This window comes from Oerskovia flava (assembly GCF_026163685.1).
Classification (GTDB): Bacteria; Actinomycetota; Actinomycetes; order Actinomycetales; family Cellulomonadaceae; genus Oerskovia_A; species Oerskovia_A flava.
Genome location: NZ_JAOXSR010000011.1, coordinates 162187 through 185319 on the forward strand (window position 1 = coordinate 162187; position 23133 = coordinate 185319).

Genomic DNA, 23133 nt, shown 5'->3' on the forward strand with positions numbered 1-23133 from the left:
CGGACAGCCGTTCCTGTGCCCGCACGGGCAGGAGACGGACCGCGCACCCCCTCGCTCACCAATCCCCGGAGCGACAGGGTGAAGGCGGTCCGTGCGCTGGCCGGGCGTTCTGCGCGCTCCCGCCACGGTCAGCTCCTCGTCGAGGGCCCGCAGGGCGTCCGCGAGGCGGTGCGGTGCGCGGCCTCTCGCGTCCGGGACGTCTACGCCACGTCGGAGGCGCTCGACCGGAACCCCGAGATCGGTGCGGACGCCGCCGCAGCGGGCGTGCGGCTGCACGTCGCGACGCCCGAGGTGCTCACCGCGATGAGCGGTGACGCGCAGGGTGTGCTCGCCGTCGTGCACCAGGAGGCGGTGAGCCTCGACGTCCTGCTCGGCGCGGGAGCCGCCCGGCCCTCGCTGGTCGCGGTCCTGGCTGCCGTCCGCGACCCTGGGAACGCCGGCACCGTCATCCGGGCGGCGGACGCCGCGGGCGCCGACCTCGTCGTGCTCGCGGGCGACAGCGTGGACGTGCACAACCCCAAGGTCGTCCGGTCGACGGCGGGCTCGCTCTTCCACGTCCCGGTCGTCACGGGTGTCACGCTGGCCGACACCGTGTCGCAGCTCCACTCGGCCGGTCTCACGGTCCTGGCGGCCGACGGAGCGGGCGACCTCGACCTCGACGACCTGCTCGACGTGGCGGGCGCACGCGACGTCGAGCGTGAACCGGGGGAGCGTGCTCCCGGTGTCCCGGACCTGTCGTCGCCCACAGCGTGGGTCTTCGGCAACGAGGCCTGGGGATTGCCCGTCGCGGACCGAGAGCTCGCGGACGCGGTCGTCCGTGTCCCGATCCGTGGGCGGGCCGAGTCGCTCAACCTCGCCACGGCCGCGACCGTCTGCCTCTACGCCTCGGGTCGCGCCCAGCGGCCCGCGCGCCGCGGCTGAGGGCCGCGGTGCGCCTTTTCGCCGCGCTCTACCCCGACAGCGGCGCCCTGGACCACCTCGAGCTCGCGCTGGACGCGATCGGGCGCGGGTCTCCCGGGCGGCCGGGTGCGTCGGAACCGCGCTGGACCTCCCGTGAGCTCTGGCACGTGACGGCCTCCTTCTTCGGCGACGTGCCGGACGGCGCGGTCGGCGACCTCACGGCCGCGCTCGAGGCGGTGGCCGGCTCGGTACCGCGCCCGATGCTCGCGCTGCGCGGTGCGGGGGTGTTCGACCGCCGTGTGCTGTGGGTCGGTGTCGGCGGGCAGACCGACGTCCTGCAGGACCTCAGCTCTCGCACGGCGCTCGCCGCGACCGAGATCGGTCTGCGGGAGGACCGGCGACCGCGGCACCGTGCGCACCTCACCGTCGCGCGGGCCTCCGCCACCGGTCGCCGTGCGGGTCGTCGCCGTCGGTCAGGTCCGACCGAGGCGGAGGGGCCTGCGCTCGAGGCGCGGGCGGCGGTGCTCGCCGTCTACGCGGGCCCGGAGTGGACGCCGACGCACCTGGCGCTCGTGAGCTCCGAGCGGGACGACTCGCGGGTCGTGCATCGGGTGCTCGACCGGTTCGTGCTCGCCGACTGACGCGACCTCACGCCGAGAAGCCGACGGCCAGCGGTGTGGCCACGACGAAGCCGACGAGCGCGCCGAGCGCCCGCACGAACCAGCGCAGCACCCTGCCTGCGGTCCTGTCCCCGGCGGTCCGCGCGATCCACACGATCGGGACGGCCACGAGCATCGGGACCCCCACGAGGATCGCGACCACGCTCGGCGTGACGACGGCGTCGTGTCCGGGATCGAGCCCGAGGACACGCATCGAGACCACCACGATGAGCACCGCGGCACCGGCGCCGTACGCCGCTCCCCGGCGCAGCGAGCGCCAGAAGCCGGGAGGTCTCGAGGGCTGTCGGCTCGACGCCCCGACGGTGGACCTGCCCGACGACGCGCGCGTGTGTCCGCCGTCGGCCACCGGTGGACGTCCACCCGGTGCGACCGACGGGACGTCGCCCCACGGGGTGCGCCGTGCGTCGTCCTGGATGCCGTCCTGTACGGCGTCGTGCAGGGTGCCCTGCGTCGGTGTGCCGCGCCGCGCCGCGCTGTGCAACCGCGCGTCCACGGTGAGCTCGAGGGGGTCGGTCGTCGCGCCAGGGCCATGCCCGTACACCGGCCACGCGCCGGCCGGGCTCGGGGGCGCGGTGGACAAAGGCCGGAAGCGCTCGTGGTCGTCCGCCGTCACGCCGCCCAGTCTCTCATCGTGCGTGCCGGGCGCCTAAGATGTGTCCCTGGTCGGCACTCCTCGCGCCACGCCGCGCACGGGTGGCCGACCGTCAACCGCCACCCGCCAGGAAGGCTCGCATGTCCACCCCGGATCACGCCCCGGAGACTGCCCGGGAGCACCCCGCGGCGCCGTCGCCCCTCGACGCACCGGCTCTCGAGGCCGTCGTCGACGACGCGCTCGCGGCGGTCGCCGCAGCCCGCGACCTCGACGCCCTCAAGGCCGTCCGCATCGACCACACCGGTGACCGCAGCCCGCTGGCCCTCGCGAACCGGCAGATCGGCTCCCTCGCCCCGTCGGACAAGGCGGTCGCGGGCAAGCTGCTCGGGCCGTTGCGCGGTCGCCTCAACCAGGCGATCTCCGCGCGCCAGGCGGTGCTCGAGGCGGAGCGCGACGAGCGTGTCCTCGTCGAGGAGTCGGTCGACGTCACCCTCCCGGTCGACCGGGAGCCTCGCGGTGCCCGCCACCCGCTGTCGACCCTGCAAGAGAAGGTCGCGGACTTCTTCGTCGGGATGGGCTGGGAGATCGCCGAGGGGCCCGAGCTCGAGACGGAGTGGTTCAACTTCGACGCGCTCAACTTCGGCCCGGACCACCCTGCCCGGCAGATGCAGGACACCTTCTACGTGGCAGGGGAGCCAGGCCCGGACGGCGAGGTGGCGCTGTCGAACCTCGTGCTGCGCACGCACACCTCGCCCGTGCAGGCGCGCGCGCTCCTCGAGCGGGACCTGCCTGTCTACATCGCCTGCCCCGGGAAGGTCTATCGCACCGACGCCCTGGACGCGACGCACACTCCCGTCTTCCACCAGGTCGAGGGCCTCGCGGTCGACAAGGGCCTGACGATGGCGCACCTGCTCGGCACGCTCGACGCGTTCGCGCGCGCCATGTTCGGGCCCGAGGCGAAGACCCGGCTGCGGCCGAGCTTCTTCCCGTTCACGGAACCGAGCGCCGAGATGGACCTGTGGTTCCCGCAGAAGAAGGGTGGCCCGGGCTGGATCGAGTGGGGCGGGTGCGGCATGGTCAACCCGCACGTCCTGCGTGCGGTCGGGGTGGACCCCGAGGAGTACTCCGGGTTCGCGTTCGGTATGGGCATCGAGCGAACGCTCATGCTGCGCCACCAGATCGCGGACATGCACGACATGGTGGAGGGTGACGTCCGCTTCGCCACCCAGTTCGGAATGGGGATCTGATGCCGCACATCGACATCGACTGGCTCGGCGACCACGTCGAGCTGCCCGAGGGCCTGGGCGCGGAGCAGCTCGCGGCCGACCTCGTGCGCGTGGGCCTGGAGGAGGAGGCGATCCACACCGCGGACGTCACGGGTCCGCTCGTCGTCGGCCGGGTCGTCGAGATGACTCCCGAGCCGCAGAAGAACGGCAAGACGATCAACTGGTGCCTCGTCGACGTCGGCACCCACAACGCCGACGGGCGCCCGGCCGGCGAGGGTGGTGAGCCGCGCGGCATCGTCTGCGGTGCGCACAACTTCGCGCCCGGCGACCTCGTGGTCGTCGCCCTGCCCGGCGCCGTGCTGCCCGGGCCGTTCCCCATCGCGAGCCGCAAGACCTACGGGCACGTCTCCGACGGCATGATCTGCTCCGCCAAGGAGCTCGGCCTCGGCCAGGACCACGCCGGCATCATCGTGCTCGAGCGCTACGGGTACACCGCCGGTGCCGGGTACGACCTGGCCCCCGGCACCGACGCCGTCGCGCTGCTCGGCCTGGGCGACGAGGTGCTGGAGATCAACGTCACGCCCGACCGCGGGTACTGCTTCTCCTACCGGGGCGTGGCGCGCGAGTACGCCCACTCGACCGGAGCGACCTTCACGGACCGCGGGCTGCCCACGGGCGCCGAGCCCGCGGCGACCCCGGACGGCTTCCCGGTGCTCGTCGAGGACGCTGCGCCGCTGCACGGCGCCGTGGGCTGCGACCGGTTCGTCACGCGGGTCGTGCGCGGCATCGACCCGCAGGCGCCGACCCCGGCGTGGATGCAGCGCCGGCTCACCCGGTCGGGGATGCGGCCGATCTCGCTCGCGGTCGACGTGACGAACTACGTCATGCTCGACCTCGGCCAGCCGCTGCACGCCTACGACCTCGCGCAGGTCGCGGCTCCCGTCGTCGTGCGTCGCGCCGCGCCCGGCGAGCGCCTGACGACGCTGGACGACGTCGACCGCGCCCTCGACCCCGAGGACCTCCTCATCACGGACTCGCCGGACGGTGCGCACGCCGCGCGTGTCCTCGGGATCGCCGGTGTCATGGGGGGAGCGTCGAGCGAGGTCACCGCGGCCACCACCGACGTGCTCGTCGAGGCGGCCCACTTCGACCCGGTGACCGTCGCGCGCAGCTCCCGGCGGCACAAGCTCTCGAGCGAGGCCGCGAAGCGGTTCGAGCGTGGCGTGGACCCGCGGCTGCCCGCGGTCGCGGCACAACGGGTCGTGGACCTGCTGGTCGAGCTCGCGGGCGGCACGGCCGACCCGGCGGTGAGTGACCTCGACACGACGCGTGCGCCGGCAGCCGTCAGGCTGCCGCTGCACGAGGCCGAGCGGCTCGTCGGCGTGCCGTACACGCCCGAGCAGATCACCGGCACGCTCGAGGCGATCGGTTGCACGGTGTCGAGCGAGGTGTCGAGCGAGGTGTCGAACGGGACGACGAGCGGGTCGGCGGCCGTCGAGGTCGTCCCGCCGACGTGGCGCCCCGACCTCACCGAGCCGGCCGACCTCGTCGAGGAGATCGCCCGCATCGTCGGGTACGACCACATCCCGTCGGTTCTCCCGGCCGCGCCGGGCGGGCGCGGCCTGACGAGCGAGCAGCGCGCCCGTCGCTCGGTCGCGCGGGCGCTCGCGGAGGCAGGGTTCGTCGAGACGCTCAGCTACCCGTTCGTGAACCCGGCCGAGCACGACGCCCTGCGCCTGCCGCTCGACGACCCGCGTCGCCGGGCGGTCCGGCTGGTGAACCCGCTCGCGGACGACAAGCCCGAGATGCGGACGAACGTGCTCACGACGCTCCTGGAAACCGTGCGCCGCAACGTCGGGCGGGGGCTGACGGACCTCGCGCTCTTCGAGATCGGTCTCGTCACGCGCCCGGTACCCGGCGCTCCGGCCGCGCCGACCCTCCCGGGCGGGGTCCGGCCGTCACCGGCCGACCTCGAGGCGCTCCGGGCAGCGGTCCCTCCGCAGCCCCGGCACGTCGCGGGGGTCCTCACCGGACGCAGCGAGCCTGCCGGGTGGTGGGGCGAGGGGCGCGCGGCGGACTGGACCGACGCGCTCGCGGCGGCCCGGCTCGTCGCCGAGCGCGCCGGGGTCGGGCTGGACGTCGCCGCCGACCGGGACCACGCCCCGTGGCACCCGGGCCGGTGCGCCCGTCTGAGCACCCCGGACGGCGCGGTCGTCGGCCACGCCGGGGAGCTGCACCCGAAGGTCGTCGAGACCCTCGGGCTGCCGCCGCGCTCCGTCGCGTTCGAGCTGGACCTCGACGCCGTGGTCTCCGCGGCCGGTGACGTGCCGGTGCAGGCCGTACCGGTCTCGGCGTTCCCGGCGGCGAAGGAGGACCTGGCGTTCGTCGTCGCGGACGACCTGCCGGTCGGGGACCTGTGGGCGGCGATCGTCGACGGCGCGGGCGACCTGCTCGAGGACCTCGCGCTGTTCGACGTCTTCAGCGGCCCTCAGATCGGTCCCGACAAGACGTCCTTCGCGTTCTCCCTGCGCCTGCGCGCGCCCGACCGCACGCTCTCGGCCGACGACGTGCGGGCGGTGCGTGCGGAGGTGGTCGCGTCCGCCGAGACGCGGGTCGGGGCGCAGCTGCGTGGCTGAGGTCGCACCGGCACGGACGGCGCTGGTCACGGGGGCGTCGCGCGGCATCGGCCGCGCGATCGCCCTCGGGCTGGCCGACGCCGGCCTCGACGTGGCGCTCCTCGCCCGGGACGCGGCACGGCTCGAGGACGTCGCGGACGAGATCCGCGCGACCGGTCGGCGCGCCGTCGTGCTCGGGGTCGACGTCACGGACGCCGCGGCGGTCGGGGCCGCGGTGCGCCGCGCGCAGGAGCACCTCGGCGGCCTCGACCTGCTCGTCAACAACGCCGGTCGCATCGACGCCGAGGTGCCGCTGTGGGAGGCGGACCCCGAGCAGTGGTGGGCGGTCGTGGAGACCAACGTGCGCGGCCCGTTCCTGCTCGCCCGCGCGGTGGTCCCGGGCATGCTCGGGCGCGGCGGCGGCCGGGTGGTCGACCTCAGCAGCGGCGCAGGGTCCCACGACATGGACGGGGCGAGCGCGTACAACGCGAGCAAGACCGCGCTGCTGCGCCTGGGCGCCAACCTGCACCGGTCGGGGTACGCCCTCGGCCTGCGCACGTTCGAGGTCTCGCCCGGCGTGGTGCGCACGGACATGACCGGCTCGATGGACATGCACCGCGGCCGCACCGAGTGGACGCCCGTCGAGCGGACCGTCGAGATGGTCGTCGCCATCGCCGCGGGGACGCTGGACGCGTACTCCGGAAGCTTCCTGCGGGTCACCCACGACACCCCGGAGCTGTTGGCGGCGGCGGCGCGGTCGGCCCCCGGCGAGGTCCCCGGACCCGACGGGCGCCGGCTGCGGGTCACGCGCTGGGGCGACGACGACCCGATGCCCGGCGAGCTCCCGGCCCGCTGATGTACCCGGTCTGCTGATGTACCCGGTGTCGCCGCCGCACGCGGCCGGCCTTCTCGAGGTCGGCGACGGGCACGAGGTGTACTGGGAGACGCGCGGCGCCCCTGCCGGGGTGCCCGCCGTCGTCCTGCACGGCGGGCCGGGGTCGGGATGCACGCCCGGGTCCGCGCGCCTCTTCGACCCCGAGCGGTACCGGGTGGTCCTCCTCGACCAGCGGGGCTGCGGTCGCAGCCGCCCGCTCGCGAACGAGCCGGACGCCGACCTGTCGACGAACACGACCGCCCACCTCGTGGCCGACCTCGAGCGGCTGCGTGAGCACCTGGGCATCGACCGCTGGGTCGTTCTCGGGGTCTCGTGGGGCACCACGCTCGCGCTCGCGTACGCGCGGTCGCACCCGGCGCGCACGAGCGGGCTCGTCCTGGGCGCGGTCACCACGACGACCCGCCGCGAGGTCGAGTGGATCACGCGGGACATGGGCCGCCTCTTCCCCGAGGAGTGGGACCGGTTCGTGGCCGAGCTGCCGCCGGCCGAGCGCGGCGGCGACCTCGCCGGCGCCTACCACCGTCTCCTCATGGACCCGGACCCGGACGTCCAGGAGCGCGCCGCGCGGGCGTGGTGCCGCTGGGAGGACGTGCACGTCTCGCTCGTGACCGGCTTCCGGCCCACGCCGCGCTACGACGACCGGGCGTTCCGGCTGCTCTTCGCCCGGCTCGTGACGCACTACTGGTCCCACGCCGCGTTCCTGCCCGACGGCGCGCTGCTGGCCGGGGCGTCCCGGCTCGCCGACGTACCGGGGTTCCTCGTGCACGGCCGGCAGGACGTCTCGGGTCCGGCGGACGTCCCGTGGCGGTTGCACCGGGCGTGGCCCGGCAGCGAGCTCGTCGTCCTGGAGGACGCCGGGCACGGCGGGCAGGGCTTCCCGGAGGCGATGATCGCGGCCACCGACCGGCTGGCCGGGCGCTGCACGCCCTCTTCCTGACACTCGTCCGGGCACGTGTCCCGGCACGCCTGCTGACACGCGTCCTGAGACGGCCCGTCGCTTAGGATCGGTCACTGACACGGGGTGCCCCGGCACGCGCCACCACGGCGCGGACCGGTGCTGAGATCACACCCGCCGAACCTGATCTAGCTCGTACTAGCGAGAGGGATGTCCGCGATGACGCACGCTCCGACGCCTACCACCACCCCCCGCCGGCCGCGCCCACGGGTGCTGAGCATCGCGGGCACCGATCCCACGGGTGGTGCGGGCATCCAGGCCGATCTCAAGGCGTTCGCCGCGCACGGGGCGTACGGCATGGCCGTGACCACGGCCCTCGTGGCGCAGAACACGCACGGCGTGCGCTCGGCGCACGTGCCGGGGCCCGCCTTCCTGCGCGAGCAGCTCGACGCGGTGTCCGACGACGTGACGATCGACGCCGTGAAGATCGGGATGGTCGCGGACGAGCCCAACGCCCGGGTCATCGCGGCGTGGCTCGACGCGCTCGACGCGCGCACCGACGGTCGGGCAGCCGTCGTCCTGGACCCCGTGATGGTCGCCACGAGCGGGCACCGCCTGCTCGACGAGGGCGCGGAGCAGGCGGTCCGCGACCTGGTGCGCCGTGCCGACGTCGTCACGCCGAACCTGGCCGAGCTCGCCGTCCTCGTCGGCGAGCAGGTCGCGACGACCTGGGCCGGTGCCCTGGCGCAGGCGCGCTCGCTCGCCACGTCGAGCGGCGCCGTCGTGCTCCTCAAGGGCGGCCACCTCACGGGCGAGGACTGCCCGGACGCGCTCGTGCCCCCCGGGGCCGGCGTGCGGGGGAGCGGCGACGGCGCGTTCGACGACGTCACCGTCTTCGACGGGGAGCGGGTCGCGACGCCGCACACGCACGGGACCGGCTGCTCGTTGTCGGCCGCGATCGCGGCGCTGCGCCCGCAGCGGCCCGGCTGGGCGGAGGCCGTGCGGGACGCCAAGGAGTGGCTGACGGGTGCGCTGCACGCCGGGGGCGCGCTGCAGGTCGGGTCCGGACGTGGTCCCGTCGACGCGCTGCACGCCACGAACCTCGGCGCCCGACGCTTCACCGACGAGGCGTGGGACCGCGTGGCGGGGTGGCGGGCCGCCGTCGAGCACATGCCGTTCGTCCGGGCGCTCGCGGACGGGTCGCTGCCCGCGGACGCCTTCGCGTTCTACCTCGCCCAGGACGCCGCCTACCTCGCGGAGTACGCGCGGGCGCTGTCCGCGGCGAGCGCGCTGGCCCCGGACCCGGCCGCGAGGTCGTTCTTCGCGGCGTCGGCCGTCACGTCCCTCGAGGTGGAGACCGCGCTGCACCGCGACTGGCTCGGTGAGCACGCCGGCCTCGACCGGACCGCGATCGAGCAGGTCGAGCCGTCACCGGTGACCGCCGCGTACACCGACCACCTGCACGCCGCGACCACCCGCTCCTACGCGCAGGCCGTCGCCGCGCTGCTGCCGTGCTTCCGGCTGTACGCGCACATCGGGGACGTGCTCGTGCGCCGGGCCGGCGACCTCACCGGGCACCCCTACGCCCGCTGGATCACGACCTACGCCGACGAGGGCTTCCAGGCGGCGACCCGCACCGCCGGCCTGCTCGCGGACTCCGCCGCCCGGTGGGTCTCACCCGCGGAGCGCGAGCTGATGCTGCGGGCCTACGAGCGCTCCTCGATGCACGAGTACCTGTTCTTCGACCAGGGCCTCACCCGCCCGGCCTGGCCCGCGCCGCCCGTGCCGGCAGTCACAGCGCCCCGGCCGGTGCGGGTCTGAGTGCGCTCGTCACCTCACCGTCCACCTCGCCGCTCGGGTAGGTGCAGTCGTAGCCGGGCGGCAGCCAGCGCCACTGCGAGCCGACGTCGCCGACCGCGACCCCGGCGGGGCGGTCGCGCACGCACGCGTCGCGCGCCTGGCCGAGGCCCTGGCTCGCGTAGAACAGCACGAGCACACCGGTGAACAGGACGGCGAGCACGGTGACGGTCCGGCGCAGCGCGGGCGACGGGCCGCCCTGCTCCTCGCCCGGGCGCGGCGGCACCCAGTCCCAGCTCACGCGACCGGACCCGTGCCCGGACCCGTGCCCGGCAGGAGGAGCACCTTGCCGGTGGTGGCGCGGCCCTCGAGGGCGCGGTGGGCGCTCGCGGCCTCGGCGAGGGGGTAGGTCGCCCCGATGCGGACGTCGAGATCCCCGGAGCCGACGAGACCCAGGACCTCCGCGGCACGCTCGGCGAGCTCGGCGCGCGTCGCGGTGTAGTCCCCGAGCTTGGGGCGGGTCACGAACACCGAGCCGGCGGCGTTGAGCCGCTGCAGGTCGACGGGCGGGACCTGCCCGGAGGACCCGCCGAAGAGCACGAGCATGCCGCGCCGGCGCAGCGAGGCGAGCGAGGCGTCGAAGGTGTCCTTGCCGACGGAGTCGTACGCGACGGCGACCCCGGCCCCGCCGGTCAGGCCGCGCACGACCTCCGGCAGGTCCGCCGTCAGGTCGCCGAGCGCGGTGTACTGGATCGTGTGCTCGGCCCCGGCCGCGCGCGAGAGCTCGGCCTTCTCGGGCGTGGAGACGGTGGAGATCACGCGACCCCCGCGGGCGACGACGAGCTGGGTCAGGAGGAGACCGACGCCGCCGGCACCGGCGTGCACGAGGACGTCGTCACCGGCCCGGACCGGGTAGGTCGACGTCGCGAGGTAGTGCGCGGTGAGACCCTGCAGGGCGACGGCGGCCGCGGTGGCGAGCTCGACGTCGTCGGGCACGCCCACCGCCTGCTCGGCGGCGACGACGACACGCTCGGCGTAGGAGCCGGGCGCCTCGGTCCACACGACCCGGTCCCCGACGGCGAGGCCGTCCACCCCCGTGCCGAGCTCCTCGACCACGCCAGCGCCCTCCGATCCGACGACGTGCGGGTAGTCCACCGGGTAGACGCCGGACCGGCGATAGGTGTCGATGAAGTTCACCCCGGCGGCCGCGACCCGCACGAGCACCTCGCCGGGTCCGGGGGAGGGGTCGGGCACCTCGCGGTGCTCCAGGACGTCGGGGCCACCCGCCTCGCGGGCCACGATTGCGCGCATGGACCCAGCCTAGGGTGCCCGGCTGCGCATGACCGGCCCGGGTGGTGTGCCCGGTGTCTGCATAAGTATGTATAGTGCTGCATATGACGATCACCGTGGCGGTCGCCGGTGCCTCCGGGTACGCGGGCGGCGAGACGCTCCGCCTGCTGGCCGGGCACCCCGACGTCGAGATCGGTGCGCTGACCGCCCACTCGAACGCGGGCAGCCCGCTCGGCGCCCACCAGCCGCACCTGCGCTCGCTCGCCGAACGGGTGCTGCTCCCGACGACCCTCGAGCACCTCGCCGGCCACGACGTCGTCGTGCTCGCCCTGCCGCACGGCGCGTCCGGCGAGATCGCCGCACAGCTGCCCGACGACGTGCTCGTCATCGACCTCGGTGCCGACCACCGGCTGACCTCGGCGACGGACTGGGAGGCGTTCTACGGCTCCGAGCACGCGGGCACGTGGCCCTACGGCCTGCCCGAGCTCCTGCTCACCGAGCAGCCGGGCGCCCAGGCGCGCGAGACCAAGCAGCGCGAGATCCTGGTCGGCGCGCGGCGCATCGCGGTCCCCGGGTGCAACGTCACCGCCGTCACCCTCGGCCTGCAGCCCGGGATCGCGGCCGGGCTCGTCGACGGTCGCGACCTCGTCGCGGTGCTCGCCAACGGCTACTCCGGCGCGGGCCGCTCGCTCAGGACGCACCTGCTGGCCTCGGAGGGCCTCGGCTCCGCCCAGCCCTACGCCGTCGGCGGCACCCACCGGCACATCCCCGAGATCGCGCAGAACCTCCGCGCGGCGGGTGCGTCCGAGGTGACCATCTCCTTCACGCCCACGCTCGTGCCCATGGCACGGGGCATCCTCGCGACCGCGACCGCACGGCTCGCGCCCGGGCACGAGGGCGCCACCGACGACCAGGTGCGCCAGGCGTGGGAGCAGGCCTACGCGGGCGAACCGTTCGTGCAGCTCCTGCCCGCCGGGCAGTGGCCGACGACGGCGATGACCCTGGGCGCCAACACCGCCCTCGTGCAGGTCGCCGTGGACCGCGCTGCGGGGCGGGTCGTCACGGTCACCGCGATCGACAACCTCGTCAAGGGCACCGCGGGCGCCGCGGTGCAGTCCATGAACATCGCCCTCGGCCTGCCGCAGACGGCCGGTCTCACGACCGAAGGGGTCGCACCGTGACCGTCACCTCGCCCCGCGGCTTCCGGGCCGCCGGCGTCGCCGCCGGGCTCAAGTCCACCGGGGCGCGCGACGTCGCGCTCGTCGTCAACGACGGACCCCTCGACGTCGCCGCAGCCGTGCTCACCGCCAACCGCGTGTTCGCCGCGCCCGTCGCGTGGACGCGGCAGGCGGTGAGCGACGGTCGCGCGAGCGCGGTCGTGCTCAACTCCGGCGGCGCGAACGCGTGCACGGGTCCCGAGGGCTTCGCGGACACGCACCGTACCGCCGAGCACGTCGCCGACCTGCTCGCGACCTCCGCGGGCGACGTCCTCGTGTGCTCGACCGGCCTCATCGGCGTGCGCCTGCCCATGACCGAGCTCCTCGCCGGCGTGGACGCCGCGGCCACCGCCCTGGACGACCCCGCCTCCGCGACGACGGGCGGCGAGGACGCGGCGCTCGCGATCATGACCACCGACACCGTCGCCAAGACCGTCGAGGTCGTGCGGACGGCAGCCGACTCCGCCGCCCCGGACGGCGCGGCGAGCTGGTCGGTCGGCGGGATGGCCAAGGGCGCCGGGATGCTCGCCCCGGGCCTCGCGACGATGCTGTGCGTCCTGACGACCGACGCCGTCGTCGACGCCGCGACCGCCGACGCCGCGCTGCGCGCCGCGACCCGGGCCACGCTCGACCGCGTGGACTCCGACGGCTGCATGTCGACGAACGACACCGTGATCCTGCTCGCCTCCGGCGCGTCCGGGGTGCCGGTGGACGCCGCCGCGCTCACCGACGCCCTGACCGAGGCCTGCGGCTCGCTCGCACGCCAGCTCGTCGCGGACGCCGAGGGCGCGAGCCACGAGGTCGCCGTCACCGTGGTGGGCGCGACCAGCGAGGACGCTGCCGTCGCGGTCGCACGGGCCGTCACCCGGTCCAACCTCGTCAAGACGGCGATCTTCGGCAACGACGCCAACTGGGGACGGATCGTCTCCGCGGTCGGGACCGTGCCCGAGGATGTCGCCCCGTTCGACGCCCTCGCCCTCGACGTCCGCGTCAACGGCGTGCAGGTGTGCCGTGCCGGGGGAGTGGGGGAGCCGCGCGAGCTCGTCGACCTCGCCGCCGCGCGCGAGGTGCAGGTCGAGATCGACCTGCACGCGGGCGACGCGGCCGCGACCGTCTGGACCAACGACCTCACCCACGACTACGTCCACGAGAACAGCGCCTACTCCTCATGAGCACCGACAGCCCCGCACCGACGCCCGCACCTGCGCCCGTCCGTGACCTGCCGCCCGTCCCCGACGACTTCGTCTTCAACCCGCGCACGGACCTGCGGCCCGACCAGAAGGCCGAGGTCCTCCTCGAGGCCATGCCGTGGCTCCAGGAGTTCCGCGACGCCCTCGTCGTCGTCAAGTACGGCGGCAACGCCATGGTCGACGACACCCTCAAGGCCGCGTTCGCCCAGGACATGGTCTTCCTGCGCCAGGTCGGGCTGCACCCCGTCGTCGTGCACGGCGGCGGCCCGCAGATCTCCGCGATGCTCGACCGGCTCGGCATCGCCAGCGAGTTCCGCGGTGGCCTGCGCGTCACGACCCCCGAGGCGATGGACGTCGTGCGGATGGTGCTCACGGGCCAGGTCTCGCGCGAGCTCGTCGGGCTGATCAACGCCCACGGACCGCTCGCCGTCGGGCTCTCGGGCGAGGACGGGGGGCTCCTGCAGGCCCGCCGCCGGAACGCGGTCGTCGACGGCGAGCCCGTCGACGTCGGCCTTGTCGGTGACGTCGTCGAGGTGCACCCGTCGGCGGTCCAGGACCTGCTCGACGCCGGTCGTATCCCGGTCGTCTCGACGATCGCCCCGGACATCGAGGACCCGACGCAGGTCCTCAACGTCAACGCCGACACCGCCGCCGCGGCGCTCGCCGTCGCGCTGGGCGCCAAGAAGCTCGTCGTCCTCACCGACGTCGAAGGGCTGTACACCTCGTGGCCGGACAAGGGCTCGCTCGTCAGCGAGATCACCGCGACCGAGCTCGCGGAGCTCCTGCCCTCCCTCGAGTCCGGCATGGTCCCCAAGATGGAGGCGTGCCTGCGCGCCGTCGAGGGCGGGGTGCCCGCCGCCACCGTGATCGACGGGCGCGTCGCGCACTCGCTGTTGCTCGAGGTCTTCACCACCGAGGGCAACGGCACGATGGTGGTGCCGTCATGAGCGAGCTCGACACCTTCACGACCCGCGCGGTCGCGGGCTCCGGCGGCGACTGGTCCGCGCGGTACTCCCACGCGGTGATGGACACCTTCGGCTCGCCGCAGCGGGTCCTCGTGCGCGGCGAGGGCGCCTACGTGTGGGACGCCGACGGCACGCGGTACCTCGACCTGCTCGCCGGGATCGCGGTGAACGCCCTCGGGCACGCCCACCCCACACTCACCGCGGCGATCAGCGCCCAGCTCGGCACCCTCGGTCACGTGTCGAACTTCTTCGCGACCCCGACGCAGATCGCGCTCGCCGAGCGCCTCCTGGCGCTCGCCGAGGCTCCCGAGGGCTCCCGCGTCTTCTTCACGAACTCCGGGACCGAGGCCAACGAGGCCGCGTTCAAGATGGCCCGGCGCCACTCCACCGGCACCGCCGGGCCGGGGACGCGCACCCGGGTCCTCGCGCTCGAGGGCGGCTTCCACGGACGCAGCATGGGCGCGCTCGCGCTGACGTCCAAGGCGGCCTACCGCGAACCCTTCGAGCCGCTGCCCGGCGGGGTCGAGTTCGTGCCCTTCGCCGACACCGCGGCCCTCGCCCACGCGTTCTCGTCCGAGGCGACGCAGGCGCGCGGCGAGGTCGCGGCGCTCGTCGTCGAACCCGTGCAGGGCGAGGCCGGCGTCCGGTCCCTGCCGCCCGGGTACCTCGCGGCGGCCCGGGAGCTCACCGAGCGTCACGGAGCGCTCCTCGTCCTCGACGAGGTGCAGACCGGGATCGGCCGGACCGGTTCGTGGTTCGCCTACCAGCAGCCGGAGCTCGGCGGGGGCATCGTGCCCGACGTCGTCACCCTCGCCAAGGGCCTCGGCGGCGGCTTCCCCGTGGGCGCGGTCGTGGCCTACGGGCCGCACGCGGCGACCCTGCTCGGCCGCGGCCAGCACGGCACGACGTTCGGCGGCAACCCCGTCGCGGCCGCCGCGGCGCTCGCGACCATCGGCGTCATCGAGCGCGACGGGCTGCTGGCCCACGTGCGCGCGGTCGGCGAGGCGCTGCGCACCGGCATCGCTGGGTGCGCCAACCCGCTGGTCGCCGGCGCCCGCGGCCGCGGACTGCTCCTCGCCGTCCAGCTCACCCGTCCGGTCGCCGCCGAGGTGGCACGCCTGGCGCTCGACGCCGGCTTCATCGTCAACGCTGTCGCTCCGGACGCGATCCGGCTCGCCCCCCCGTTGATCCTCACGACCGACCAGGTGCGCGACGTCGTCGCGTTCTTCGCGTCGCTGCCCGACGTCCCGACCCCCGGAGAGGCCTGAGATGCCCCGCCACTTCCTGCGCGACGACGACCTGACCACGGCGGAGCAGCGCGAGGTCCTCGAACTGGGACTCGCGTTCCGCCAGGACCGGTTCGTCCGCACCCCGCTGCGCGGCCCCCAGGCCGTGGCCGTGCTCTTCGACAAGCCGACGCTGCGCACGCAGGTGTCGTTCGCAACCGGCATCGCCGAGCTCGGCGGCTTCCCGCTCGTCGTGGACGGCCGGCTCGCCCAGATCGGCGTCCGCGAGTCGATCACCGACACGACGCGGGTCCTGGAGCGGCAGACCTCGGCCCTCGTGTGGCGCACCTACGGCCAGGACCGCATCGAGGAGATGGCTGCGGTCAGCGCCGTGCCGGTCGTCAACGCGCTCACCGACTCGTTCCACCCCTGCCAGATCCTCGCGGACCTCCTCACGATCGCCCAGCTGCGCGGCGGCGTGGACGCGATCGCGGGACAGACGCTCGCCTACGTGGGGGACGGTGCGAACAACATGGCGCACTCCTACCTCCTCGGCTGCGCCACGGCGGGCATGCACGTGCGGGTCGGCACACCCGAGGGCTACCTCCCCGACGCCGCGGTCCTCGCCGACGCCCGGCGCGTCGCCGAGCGCACGGGCGGCTCGGTGCTCGTCACGGACGACGCGGCGCACGCGGTCGCGGGCGCGGACGTCGTCGCGACGGACACCTGGGTCTCCATGGGTGACGAGGACTCCGCCGCCGAGCGCGCCCTGCCATTCGTCCCGTTCCAGGTCGACGCCACCCTGATGGCCCACGCGAAGCCCGACGCGATCGTCCTGCACTGCCTGCCGGCCTACCGTGGCAAGGAGATCAGCGCCGAGGTCCTCGACGGCCCGCAGTCGGCCGTCTGGGACGAGGCGGAGAACCGCCTGCACGCGCAGAAGGCGCTCCTCACGTGGCTGCTGGAGCGCTCGTGACGACCCTCGGTGCGGCGGGGGTCCCCGGGACCAAGGCGGCGCGCCACGCCCGCATCGCGGAGCTGGTGCGCCACCAGGAGATCCACTCGCAGGCCGAGCTCGCCAAGGCGCTCGCGGCCGACGGCGTGAGCGTCACCCAGGCGACCCTCTCGCGCGACCTCATCGAGCTGCGCGCCGAGAAGGTGCGCACGTCCTCGGGCTCGCTCGTGTACGCCGTCCCGGGGGAGGGGGGTGACCGCAGCGTCCAGGCGGCCGCGGACACCGAGTACCTCGCCGCGCGGCTCGCCCGCCTGTGCGCCGAGCTCCTCGTCTCGGCCGAGGCGTCGGGCAACCTCGTCGTCCTGCGCACCCCGCCGGGTGCCGCGAACTTCCTGGCGTCCGCGATCGACCACTCGGTCTTCACCGGGGTCCTCGGGACCATCGCCGGGGACGACACGGTCCTCGTCGTCGCCCGCGACCCGGACGGCGGCGAGGAGCTCGCGCACCGCTTCCTCGCCCTGTCCAGCACCGCCCCGGCACCCTGAGCCGGGCACCTTTCCTGACACACTTGACCCACCCCACCAACGCAAGGAAGAGATCGTCATGACTGATCGCGTCGTGCTCGCCTACTCGGGCGGCCTGGACACCTCTGTCGCCATCGGCTGGATCGCCGAGGCCACCGGCTGCGAGGTGGTCGCCGTCGCCGTCGACGTCGGCCAGGGCGGCGAGGACCTCGAGGTCATCCGTCAGCGCGCCCTGGACTGCGGCGCCGTCGAGGCCTACGTCGCGGACGCCCGCGACGAGTTCGCGACCGAGTACTGCATGCCGGCGCTGCGCGCGAACGGTCTGTACCTCGACCGCTACCCGCTCGTCTCGGCGATCTCGCGCCCCGTCATCGTCAAGCACCTCGTGCGGGCGGCCCGCCAGTTCGGCGCCACGACGGTGGCCCACGGCTGCACCGGCAAGGGCAACGACCAGGTGCGCTTCGAGGTCGCCACGACGTCGCTCGCCCCGGAGCTCAAGACCATCGCGCCCGTGCGCGACCTCGCGCTCACCCGCGAGAAGGCCATCGCCTACGCGGAGAAGCACTCCCTGCCGATCGAGACGACCAAGCACAACCCGTTCTCGATCGACCAGAACGTCTGGGGCCGCGCCGTGGAGACGGGCTTCCTCGAGGACATCTGGAACGCGCCGACCAAGGACGTGTACAACTACACGGACGACCCGACCTTCCCGCCCGTCGCGGACGAGGTCGTCATCACGTTCGAGCAGGGCGTCCCCGTGGCCCTCGACGGGGTGGCCGTCACCCCGCTGCAAGCCATCCAGGAGATGAACCGTCGTGCCGGCGCCCAGGGCGTGGGTCGCATCGACATCGTCGAGGACCGGCTCGTGGGCATCAAGTCCCGCGAGATCTACGAGGCGCCGGGCGCGATCGCGCTCATTGCCGCGCACCAGGAGCTGGAGAACGTCACGCTCGAGCGCGAGCAGGCCCGGTTCAAGCGCGGCGTGGAGCAGCGCTGGACCGAGCTGGTCTACGACGGCATGTGGTTCAGCCCGCTGAAGAAGTCGCTGGACGTGTTCATCGACGACACGCAGCGCTACGTCACGGGGGAGATCCGTCTCGTCCTGCACGGCGGGCGCGCGACGGTCTCCGGCCGGCGTTCCGAGGCGAGCCTCTACGACTTCAACCTCGCCACGTACGACGAGGGCGACTCGTTCGACCAGTCCCAGGCCAAGGGCTTCATCGAGATCTACGGCCTCACCGCGAAGCTCGCGGCGGCACGGGACGAGAAGTTCGGCAACGGTGTGGACTTCGGGTCGGCCTCCCTCTGAGGACGCCTCGGCACATCTACCCCTGACGACTGCTGCGGAGAACCGATGACTGAGACCAACGACCCCACCGAGGGCGGACGCGTGAGCCTGTGGGGCGGGCGCTTCGCCGGCGGGCCGTCCGACGCGCTCGCGGCCCTCAGCAAGAGCACGCACTTCGACTGGCGGCTGGCGGGCCAGGACATCGCGGGGTCGAGCGCCCACGCGAAGGTGCTGCACGCCGCCGGTCTGCTGGACGACGACGAGCTGGAGGGCATGCTCGCCGCGCTCGACCGCCTGCGTGCGGATGTCGCGTCGGGGGCGTTCGTCGCGGCCGACGACGACGAGGACGTGCACACGGCCCTCGAGCGCGGCCTCATCGAGCGGGCCGGCGTGGAGCTGGGCGGCAAGTTGCGGGCGGGCCGGTCGCGCAACGACCAGATCGCCACGCTCACGCGGATGTACCTGCGCGACGAGGCCCGCTCGATCGCCGGGCTCGTGCTCGACGTCGTCGACGCGCTCGTCGACCAGGCGGACGCCCACCCGGGCGCGGCCATGCCGGGCCGCACCCACCTGCAGCACGCCCAGCCGGTGCTGCTGGCCCACCACCTGCTGGCCCACGCGTGGCCGCTGCTGCGCGACGTGGACCGGTTCATCGACTGGGACGTGCGCGCGGCACGCTCGCCGTACGGCTCGGGCGCCCTCGCGGGCTCCTCCCTCGGTCTGGACCCGGCGGCGGTCGCGGCCGAGCTGGGCTTCGACGGGCCGGTCGAGAACTCGATCGACGGCACCGCGGCACGCGACGTCATGGCCGAGTTCGCCTTCGTCGCCGCGATGGTGGGGGTGGACCTGTCCCGGTTGGCGGAGGAGGTCATCCTCTGGGCGACCAAGGAGTTCGGATTCGTGCGGCTGCACGACTCCTTCTCTACCGGGTCGAGCATCATGCCGCAGAAGAAGAACCCCGACGTCGCCGAGCTCGCGCGTGGCAAGGCCGGCCGCCTGATCGGTGACCTCACCGGGCTGCTCGCGACTCTCAAGGGTCTGCCGCTGGCGTACAACCGCGACCTGCAGGAGGACAAGGAGCCGGTCTTCGACCAGGTGGACACCCTCGAGGTCCTGCTTCCCGCGTTCTCCGGGATGGTTGCCACCCTCACGTTCGACACCGAGCGTATGGCCTCGCTCGCACCGCAGGGTTTCTCGCTCGCGACCGACGTCGCGGAGTGGCTCGTGCGCGAGGGCGTGCCGTTCCGGGTCGCGCACGAGGTCGCGGGCGCGTGCGTGCGGTACTGCGAGGAGCGCGGCATCGAGCTGTGGGACCTCACCGACGACGACCTCGGCGCGATCTCGGAGCACCTCGCCCCCGGCGTCCGGGACGTGCTCACGGTCGACGGCTCCCTCGCGTCGCGCGACGCGGTCGGGGGGACGGCACCGGCCAGGGTGGCCGAGCAGCTCGCCGAGGCGAAGGTCCGTTCGGCGGAGTACCGCTACTGGGCGCAGGGCTGACCGGGTCCGTGCCTCCCGTGCTCAGGTCTCGTTCGAGGTGCCGGCGGGCGACGTCGTGAGCGTGTCTCCCGCCGTCCTCGACGACCTCGTCGCACGCGTCCGGTCCGGTGCGCCGCACCTGGGTACGGGACCGGACGCGGTGCGTCTCGTCCTCGTCGACGGACCTGCGGGCTCGGGCAAGACGACGCTGGCCGCCCAGCTCGCGGCGGCGCTGCCGGCCCAGGTGATCCACATGGACGACCTCTACGAGGGATGGAGCGGTCTGGGCGTCGGCGTCGTGCGGCTCGCCGACCAGGTGATCGACCCCCTGGCCGCCGGGCGGGCCGGGCGGTACCAGCGCTACGACTGGGAGCGTGGTGAGCTCGCGGAGTGGCACGACGTGCCGCGGGCTCCTTCCGTGGTGGTCGAGGGCTGCGGCGCGGGCGCCCGGCGCTTCGCGGACCTCACCACGTTGCTCGTCTGGGTCGAGGCCGACGACGACGTGCGGCTGGCCCGGGGTCTCGACCGGGACGGCCAGGACGCACACGAGCACTGGGTCGCGTGGATGCAGGAGGAGCGGGAGGTCTACCGCGAGCAGGCCACGGCGCGGCGAGCGGACGTCCGTCTCGACGGGTGGGGAGCGGTCGTGCACGGCTGACCGGTCATGGCACCCGGAGGGCCGAGGGCGTACCCTCGGGCCACAGGTCGGCGCTGCGGGCGAGCGCGGACCGTGCCCGTGCCGGACCACGGACAGGAGACGTCGTGAGCGAGCGCAGCGCGACCACCGGCCCGAGCCCCGGACCGGGGTCGGTGTCGGTCTACGTGGGGAGCGCGCGGGAACGTTCCGTGCACGACGCGGTCGGCCGCTGGAACGTCCCCGGACGGGGGTGGTTCGCACGTCCGGTGCTCGACGTCGCGCACGACCTCCTCGGGGCGAGCCTGACCCGGCGCAGCGCGCTCGGTGACGTCACGCTCCGGATCACCGAGGTCGAGGCCTACGCCGGGGCGGACGACCCGGGCTCCCACGCCTTCCGCGGGCGCACCGAGCGCAACCGGGCGATGTTCGGCACACCCGGTTCGCTGTACGTCTACCGTCACCTGGGTCTTCACCACTGCGTCAACATCGTGTGCGGGCCGGTCGGCCACGCCGCGGCCGTCCTCGTGCGAGCGGGGGAGGTGACCGACGGCGTCGAGCTGGCGAGAGCACGCCGTGTCGCCTCGGGCGTGTGCGACTCCGAGCGGCAGATCGCCCGCGGCCCCGCCAGGACGGCCGTCGCGCTCGACCTGGACCTGCGGCACTACGGCGGCGACGTCACGGACCCGGAGGGCGAGGTCGTCCTGCACCGTCCGACCGACGGGCACCGGCCCTCGGTCGCGAGCGGCCCCCGGGTAGGGGTGGCCGGCGAGGGCGGCCGCGGTGACCTCTACCCGTGGCGCATGTGGCTCATCGGCGACCCCACCGTCTCTGCGTACCGACCGGTGGGTCGGCGCTCGCGCTGACGGGCGACCGGCTGACGTCGCGTCGGGTGGACTCGGGTGATGGACGCGGGTGATGGACGCGTGGGCCGGCGGTCGCCGGACAGGGCAGACTAGTCGTGCGGGCCGGTCGGGCCCGTTCCCTGTGCGGGTCGTCGCGATCGCGTCCGCCCGCACCCGACGAAGGAGCAGTAGTGGACGACGTTCTCGACGAGTTGCAATGGCGAGGCCTGGTGGCGCAGTCCACCGACGAGGCCGCGCTGCGTGCTGCGCTGGCCGAGGGTCCGATCACCTATTACTGCGGCTTCGACCCGACCGCACCGAGCCTGCACCACGGGCACCTGGTGCAGCTCCTCCTGCTGCGCCACCTCCAGCTCGCCGGGCACCGTGCGGTGGCGCTCGTCGGTGGGGCGACCGGCATGATCGGCGACCCCCGGCAGTCGGGGGAGCGGGTGCTCAACACCAAGGAGACCGTCGCGGACTGGACCGACCGGCTGCGTAGCCAGGTCTCCCGCTTCCTCGATCTCGAGGGTGACAACCCGGCCCGGGTCGTCAACAACCTCGACTGGATCTCGGGTCTGTCGGCGATCGACCTCCTGCGGGACGTGGGCAAGCACTTCCGCCTCGGCACGATGCTGGCCAAGGACACGGTCGCGCGCCGCCTCCGCTCCGAGGAGGGGATCAGCTTCACCGAGTTCAGCTACCAGATCCTGCAGGCCGTCGACTACCTCGAGCTGTTCCGCCGGCACGGAGTGAGCCTGCAGACCGGCGGCAACGACCAGTGGGGCAATCTCCTCGCGGGTGTCGAGCTGATCCGCAAGACCGAGGGCGCCGCGGTGCACGTCCTCACGACGCCGCTGATCACCAAGGCGGACGGCACGAAGTTCGGCAAGACCGAGGGCGGGGCCGTGTGGCTCGACCCGGACATGATGAGCCCGTACGCCTTCTACCAGTACTGGGTCAACGCCGACGACGCGGACGTGATCGGCTGGCTGAAGATCTTCACCTTCCGTTCACGGGCTGAGATCGCCGAGCTCGAACGAGCGGTCGAGGAGCGGCCCGCGGCCCGTGAGGCGCAGAAGGTGCTGGCGACGGACGTGACGACACTGGTGCACGGCGCCGCAGCCACTCAGGCCGCCGTCGCGGCGAGCCAGGCACTCTTCGGCCGGGGCGAGATCCGTGACCTGGATGCCGAGACCCTCGGTGCGGCGGTGGCCGAGCTCCCCCGGGTCGCGACGCAGGCGGGTGCGGCGGTGACCGACCTGCTGGTCGAGAGCGGTCTGGTCCCGAGCAAGGCCGCCGCGCGGCGCGCCATTGCGGAGGGGGGTGCCTACGTCAACAACGTCAAGGTCACCGCCGACGACGCAGTGCTCGCCGCCGACGACCTCCTGCACGGGCGGTTCGCGGTGCTCCGCCGCGGCAAGCGCACGCTCGCGGTGGCCAGCGCGGAACCCACGAGCTAGCGCCCCATGCACGGTGACGGCCGGCTCAGGACCAGGTCCTGCGCCGGCCGTCGCCGGGTGTGGTCGGGGTCACCACACACCGGATTGACCGAGGGCCCCCACGTGCGTAGTGTTCTACTCGTTCGCCCGGCAGGGAGGAACAGACACCGAAGAGATCACCTCTGATGAGGAAGGTCCCGGTGGCTGGTCCCACGGGCGGTCCACCCTCTCGAAGGAAGCGCACGGTTCCCCGTGCGCCCAGCGAGGGGCGCTGGAACCTGGACACGGTCGGATCCATGCTCTGCAGGTCGGAGCGGGTTTGGACCAGGTCCGCGGGTCTGGTAAGTTTGAAGGGTTGCCCCGAGTGAGGGTCCGCTGGGCGGGTCTGAGTCGGTGTGTGTCGGTTGTTTGAGAACTCAACAGTGTGCTTGATAGTCAATGCCAATATCCCTCGTCGGGTGTCTGGTGGTCATCGTTGTGG

Annotated in this window: 21 protein-coding genes; 18 read left to right on the forward strand and 3 right to left on the reverse strand. The window is 73.9% G+C overall.

The window, feature by feature from the left end; all coding sequences use genetic code 11:
• The first annotated feature begins 15 nt into the window (after positions 1 to 15).
• Both OHL10_RS16725 and thpR read left to right on the forward strand, forming a co-directional pair.
• Positions 16 to 921, forward strand: a complete 906-nt coding sequence (locus OHL10_RS16725; protein ID WP_425499030.1) for a TrmH family RNA methyltransferase — start codon at positions 16 to 18, stop codon at positions 919 to 921.
• 8 nt (positions 922 to 929) lie between these two features.
• Entirely contained in the window at positions 930 to 1541 is a 612-nt protein-coding gene (gene thpR, locus OHL10_RS16730) for an RNA 2',3'-cyclic phosphodiesterase (RefSeq protein ID WP_265523367.1), read from the forward strand.
• 7 nt (positions 1542 to 1548) lie between these two features.
• Here the strand turns inward: thpR and OHL10_RS16735 are convergent, their stop codons facing one another.
• On the reverse strand, positions 1549 to 2193 hold the full coding sequence (locus OHL10_RS16735) for a hypothetical protein (protein ID WP_265523368.1): 645 nt from the start codon (positions 2191 to 2193) through the stop codon (positions 1549 to 1551).
• 119 nt (positions 2194 to 2312) lie between these two features.
• On the opposite strand from OHL10_RS16735, the gene pheS reads away from it, so the two are divergent.
• The 5 genes from pheS to thiD all read left to right on the forward strand — a co-directional run bounded on the left by pheS (position 2313) and on the right by thiD (position 9624).
• On the forward strand, positions 2313 to 3419 hold the full coding sequence (pheS, locus tag OHL10_RS16740) for a phenylalanine--tRNA ligase subunit alpha (protein ID WP_265523369.1): 1107 nt from the start codon (positions 2313 to 2315) through the stop codon (positions 3417 to 3419).
• Positions 3419 to 6034, forward strand: a complete 2616-nt coding sequence (pheT, locus tag OHL10_RS16745) for a phenylalanine--tRNA ligase subunit beta (protein ID WP_265523370.1) — start codon at positions 3419 to 3421, stop codon at positions 6032 to 6034. The genes pheS and pheT overlap by 1 nt, the downstream gene beginning before the upstream one ends.
• On the forward strand, positions 6027 to 6869 hold the full coding sequence (locus OHL10_RS16750) for an SDR family NAD(P)-dependent oxidoreductase (RefSeq protein ID WP_265523371.1): 843 nt from the start codon (positions 6027 to 6029) through the stop codon (positions 6867 to 6869). Before pheT ends, OHL10_RS16750 begins: the two co-directional genes overlap by 8 nt.
• 16 nt (positions 6870 to 6885) lie before the next feature.
• Positions 6886 to 7845: a prolyl aminopeptidase gene (gene pip, locus OHL10_RS16755; protein ID WP_265523372.1), complete on the forward strand. Its 960-nt coding sequence runs from the start codon at positions 6886 to 6888 to the stop codon at positions 7843 to 7845.
• A 177-nt stretch (positions 7846 to 8022) separates the two neighbouring features.
• Entirely contained in the window at positions 8023 to 9624 is a 1602-nt protein-coding gene (gene thiD / locus OHL10_RS16760; protein WP_265523373.1) for a bifunctional hydroxymethylpyrimidine kinase/phosphomethylpyrimidine kinase, read from the forward strand.
• Here thiD and OHL10_RS16765 read toward each other — a convergent pair.
• Positions 9596 to 9901, reverse strand: coding sequence for a hypothetical protein (locus OHL10_RS16765; RefSeq protein ID WP_265523374.1), 306 nt, complete (start codon positions 9899 to 9901; stop codon positions 9596 to 9598). The two genes, thiD and OHL10_RS16765, sit on opposite strands and share 29 nt — an antisense overlap.
• Positions 9898 to 10911, reverse strand: coding sequence for a quinone oxidoreductase family protein (locus OHL10_RS16770; RefSeq protein ID WP_265523375.1), 1014 nt, complete (start codon positions 10909 to 10911; stop codon positions 9898 to 9900). The genes OHL10_RS16765 and OHL10_RS16770 overlap by 4 nt, the downstream gene beginning before the upstream one ends.
• Positions 10912 to 10994: 83 nt before the next feature.
• Between OHL10_RS16770 and argC the strand changes: the two genes are divergently transcribed.
• The 11 genes from argC to tyrS all read left to right on the forward strand — a co-directional run bounded on the left by argC (position 10995) and on the right by tyrS (position 22673).
• Positions 10995 to 12071 (forward strand): N-acetyl-gamma-glutamyl-phosphate reductase, encoded by a 1077-nt coding sequence (argC, locus tag OHL10_RS16775; RefSeq protein ID WP_265523376.1) that lies wholly within the window; start codon positions 10995 to 10997, stop codon positions 12069 to 12071.
• Positions 12068 to 13279, forward strand: coding sequence for a bifunctional glutamate N-acetyltransferase/amino-acid acetyltransferase ArgJ (gene argJ / locus OHL10_RS16780; RefSeq protein WP_265523377.1), 1212 nt, complete (start codon positions 12068 to 12070; stop codon positions 13277 to 13279). Before argC ends, argJ begins: the two co-directional genes overlap by 4 nt.
• Complete coding sequence (gene argB / locus OHL10_RS16785) at positions 13276 to 14244, forward strand: acetylglutamate kinase (RefSeq protein ID WP_265523378.1); 969 nt, start codon at positions 13276 to 13278, stop codon at positions 14242 to 14244. Before argJ ends, argB begins: the two co-directional genes overlap by 4 nt.
• Positions 14241 to 15530: an acetylornithine transaminase gene (locus OHL10_RS16790; protein WP_265523379.1), complete on the forward strand. Its 1290-nt coding sequence runs from the start codon at positions 14241 to 14243 to the stop codon at positions 15528 to 15530. The genes argB and OHL10_RS16790 overlap by 4 nt, the downstream gene beginning before the upstream one ends.
• A 1-nt stretch (position 15531) precedes the next feature.
• Positions 15532 to 16464, forward strand: a complete 933-nt coding sequence (gene argF, locus OHL10_RS16795) for an ornithine carbamoyltransferase (protein ID WP_265523380.1) — start codon at positions 15532 to 15534, stop codon at positions 16462 to 16464.
• Positions 16461 to 16988, forward strand: a complete 528-nt coding sequence (locus OHL10_RS16800) for an arginine repressor (RefSeq protein ID WP_265523381.1) — start codon at positions 16461 to 16463, stop codon at positions 16986 to 16988. Before argF ends, OHL10_RS16800 begins: the two co-directional genes overlap by 4 nt.
• A 58-nt stretch (positions 16989 to 17046) precedes the next feature.
• Positions 17047 to 18276: an argininosuccinate synthase gene (locus OHL10_RS16805; RefSeq protein WP_265523382.1), complete on the forward strand. Its 1230-nt coding sequence runs from the start codon at positions 17047 to 17049 to the stop codon at positions 18274 to 18276.
• Positions 18277 to 18321: 45 nt separating this feature from the next.
• Entirely contained in the window at positions 18322 to 19755 is a 1434-nt protein-coding gene (argH, locus tag OHL10_RS16810; RefSeq protein ID WP_265523383.1) for an argininosuccinate lyase, read from the forward strand.
• 55 nt (positions 19756 to 19810) lie between these two features.
• Positions 19811 to 20392, forward strand: a complete 582-nt coding sequence (locus tag OHL10_RS16815; protein ID WP_265523384.1) for a uridine kinase family protein — start codon at positions 19811 to 19813, stop codon at positions 20390 to 20392.
• Between the two features lie 164 nt (positions 20393 to 20556).
• Positions 20557 to 21234, forward strand: coding sequence for a DNA-3-methyladenine glycosylase (locus OHL10_RS16820; protein WP_425499033.1), 678 nt, complete (start codon positions 20557 to 20559; stop codon positions 21232 to 21234).
• Positions 21235 to 21404: 170 nt separating this feature from the next.
• Complete coding sequence (gene tyrS, locus OHL10_RS16825; protein WP_265523385.1) at positions 21405 to 22673, forward strand: tyrosine--tRNA ligase; 1269 nt, start codon at positions 21405 to 21407, stop codon at positions 22671 to 22673.
• The last annotated feature ends 460 nt before the right edge of the window (positions 22674 to 23133 follow it).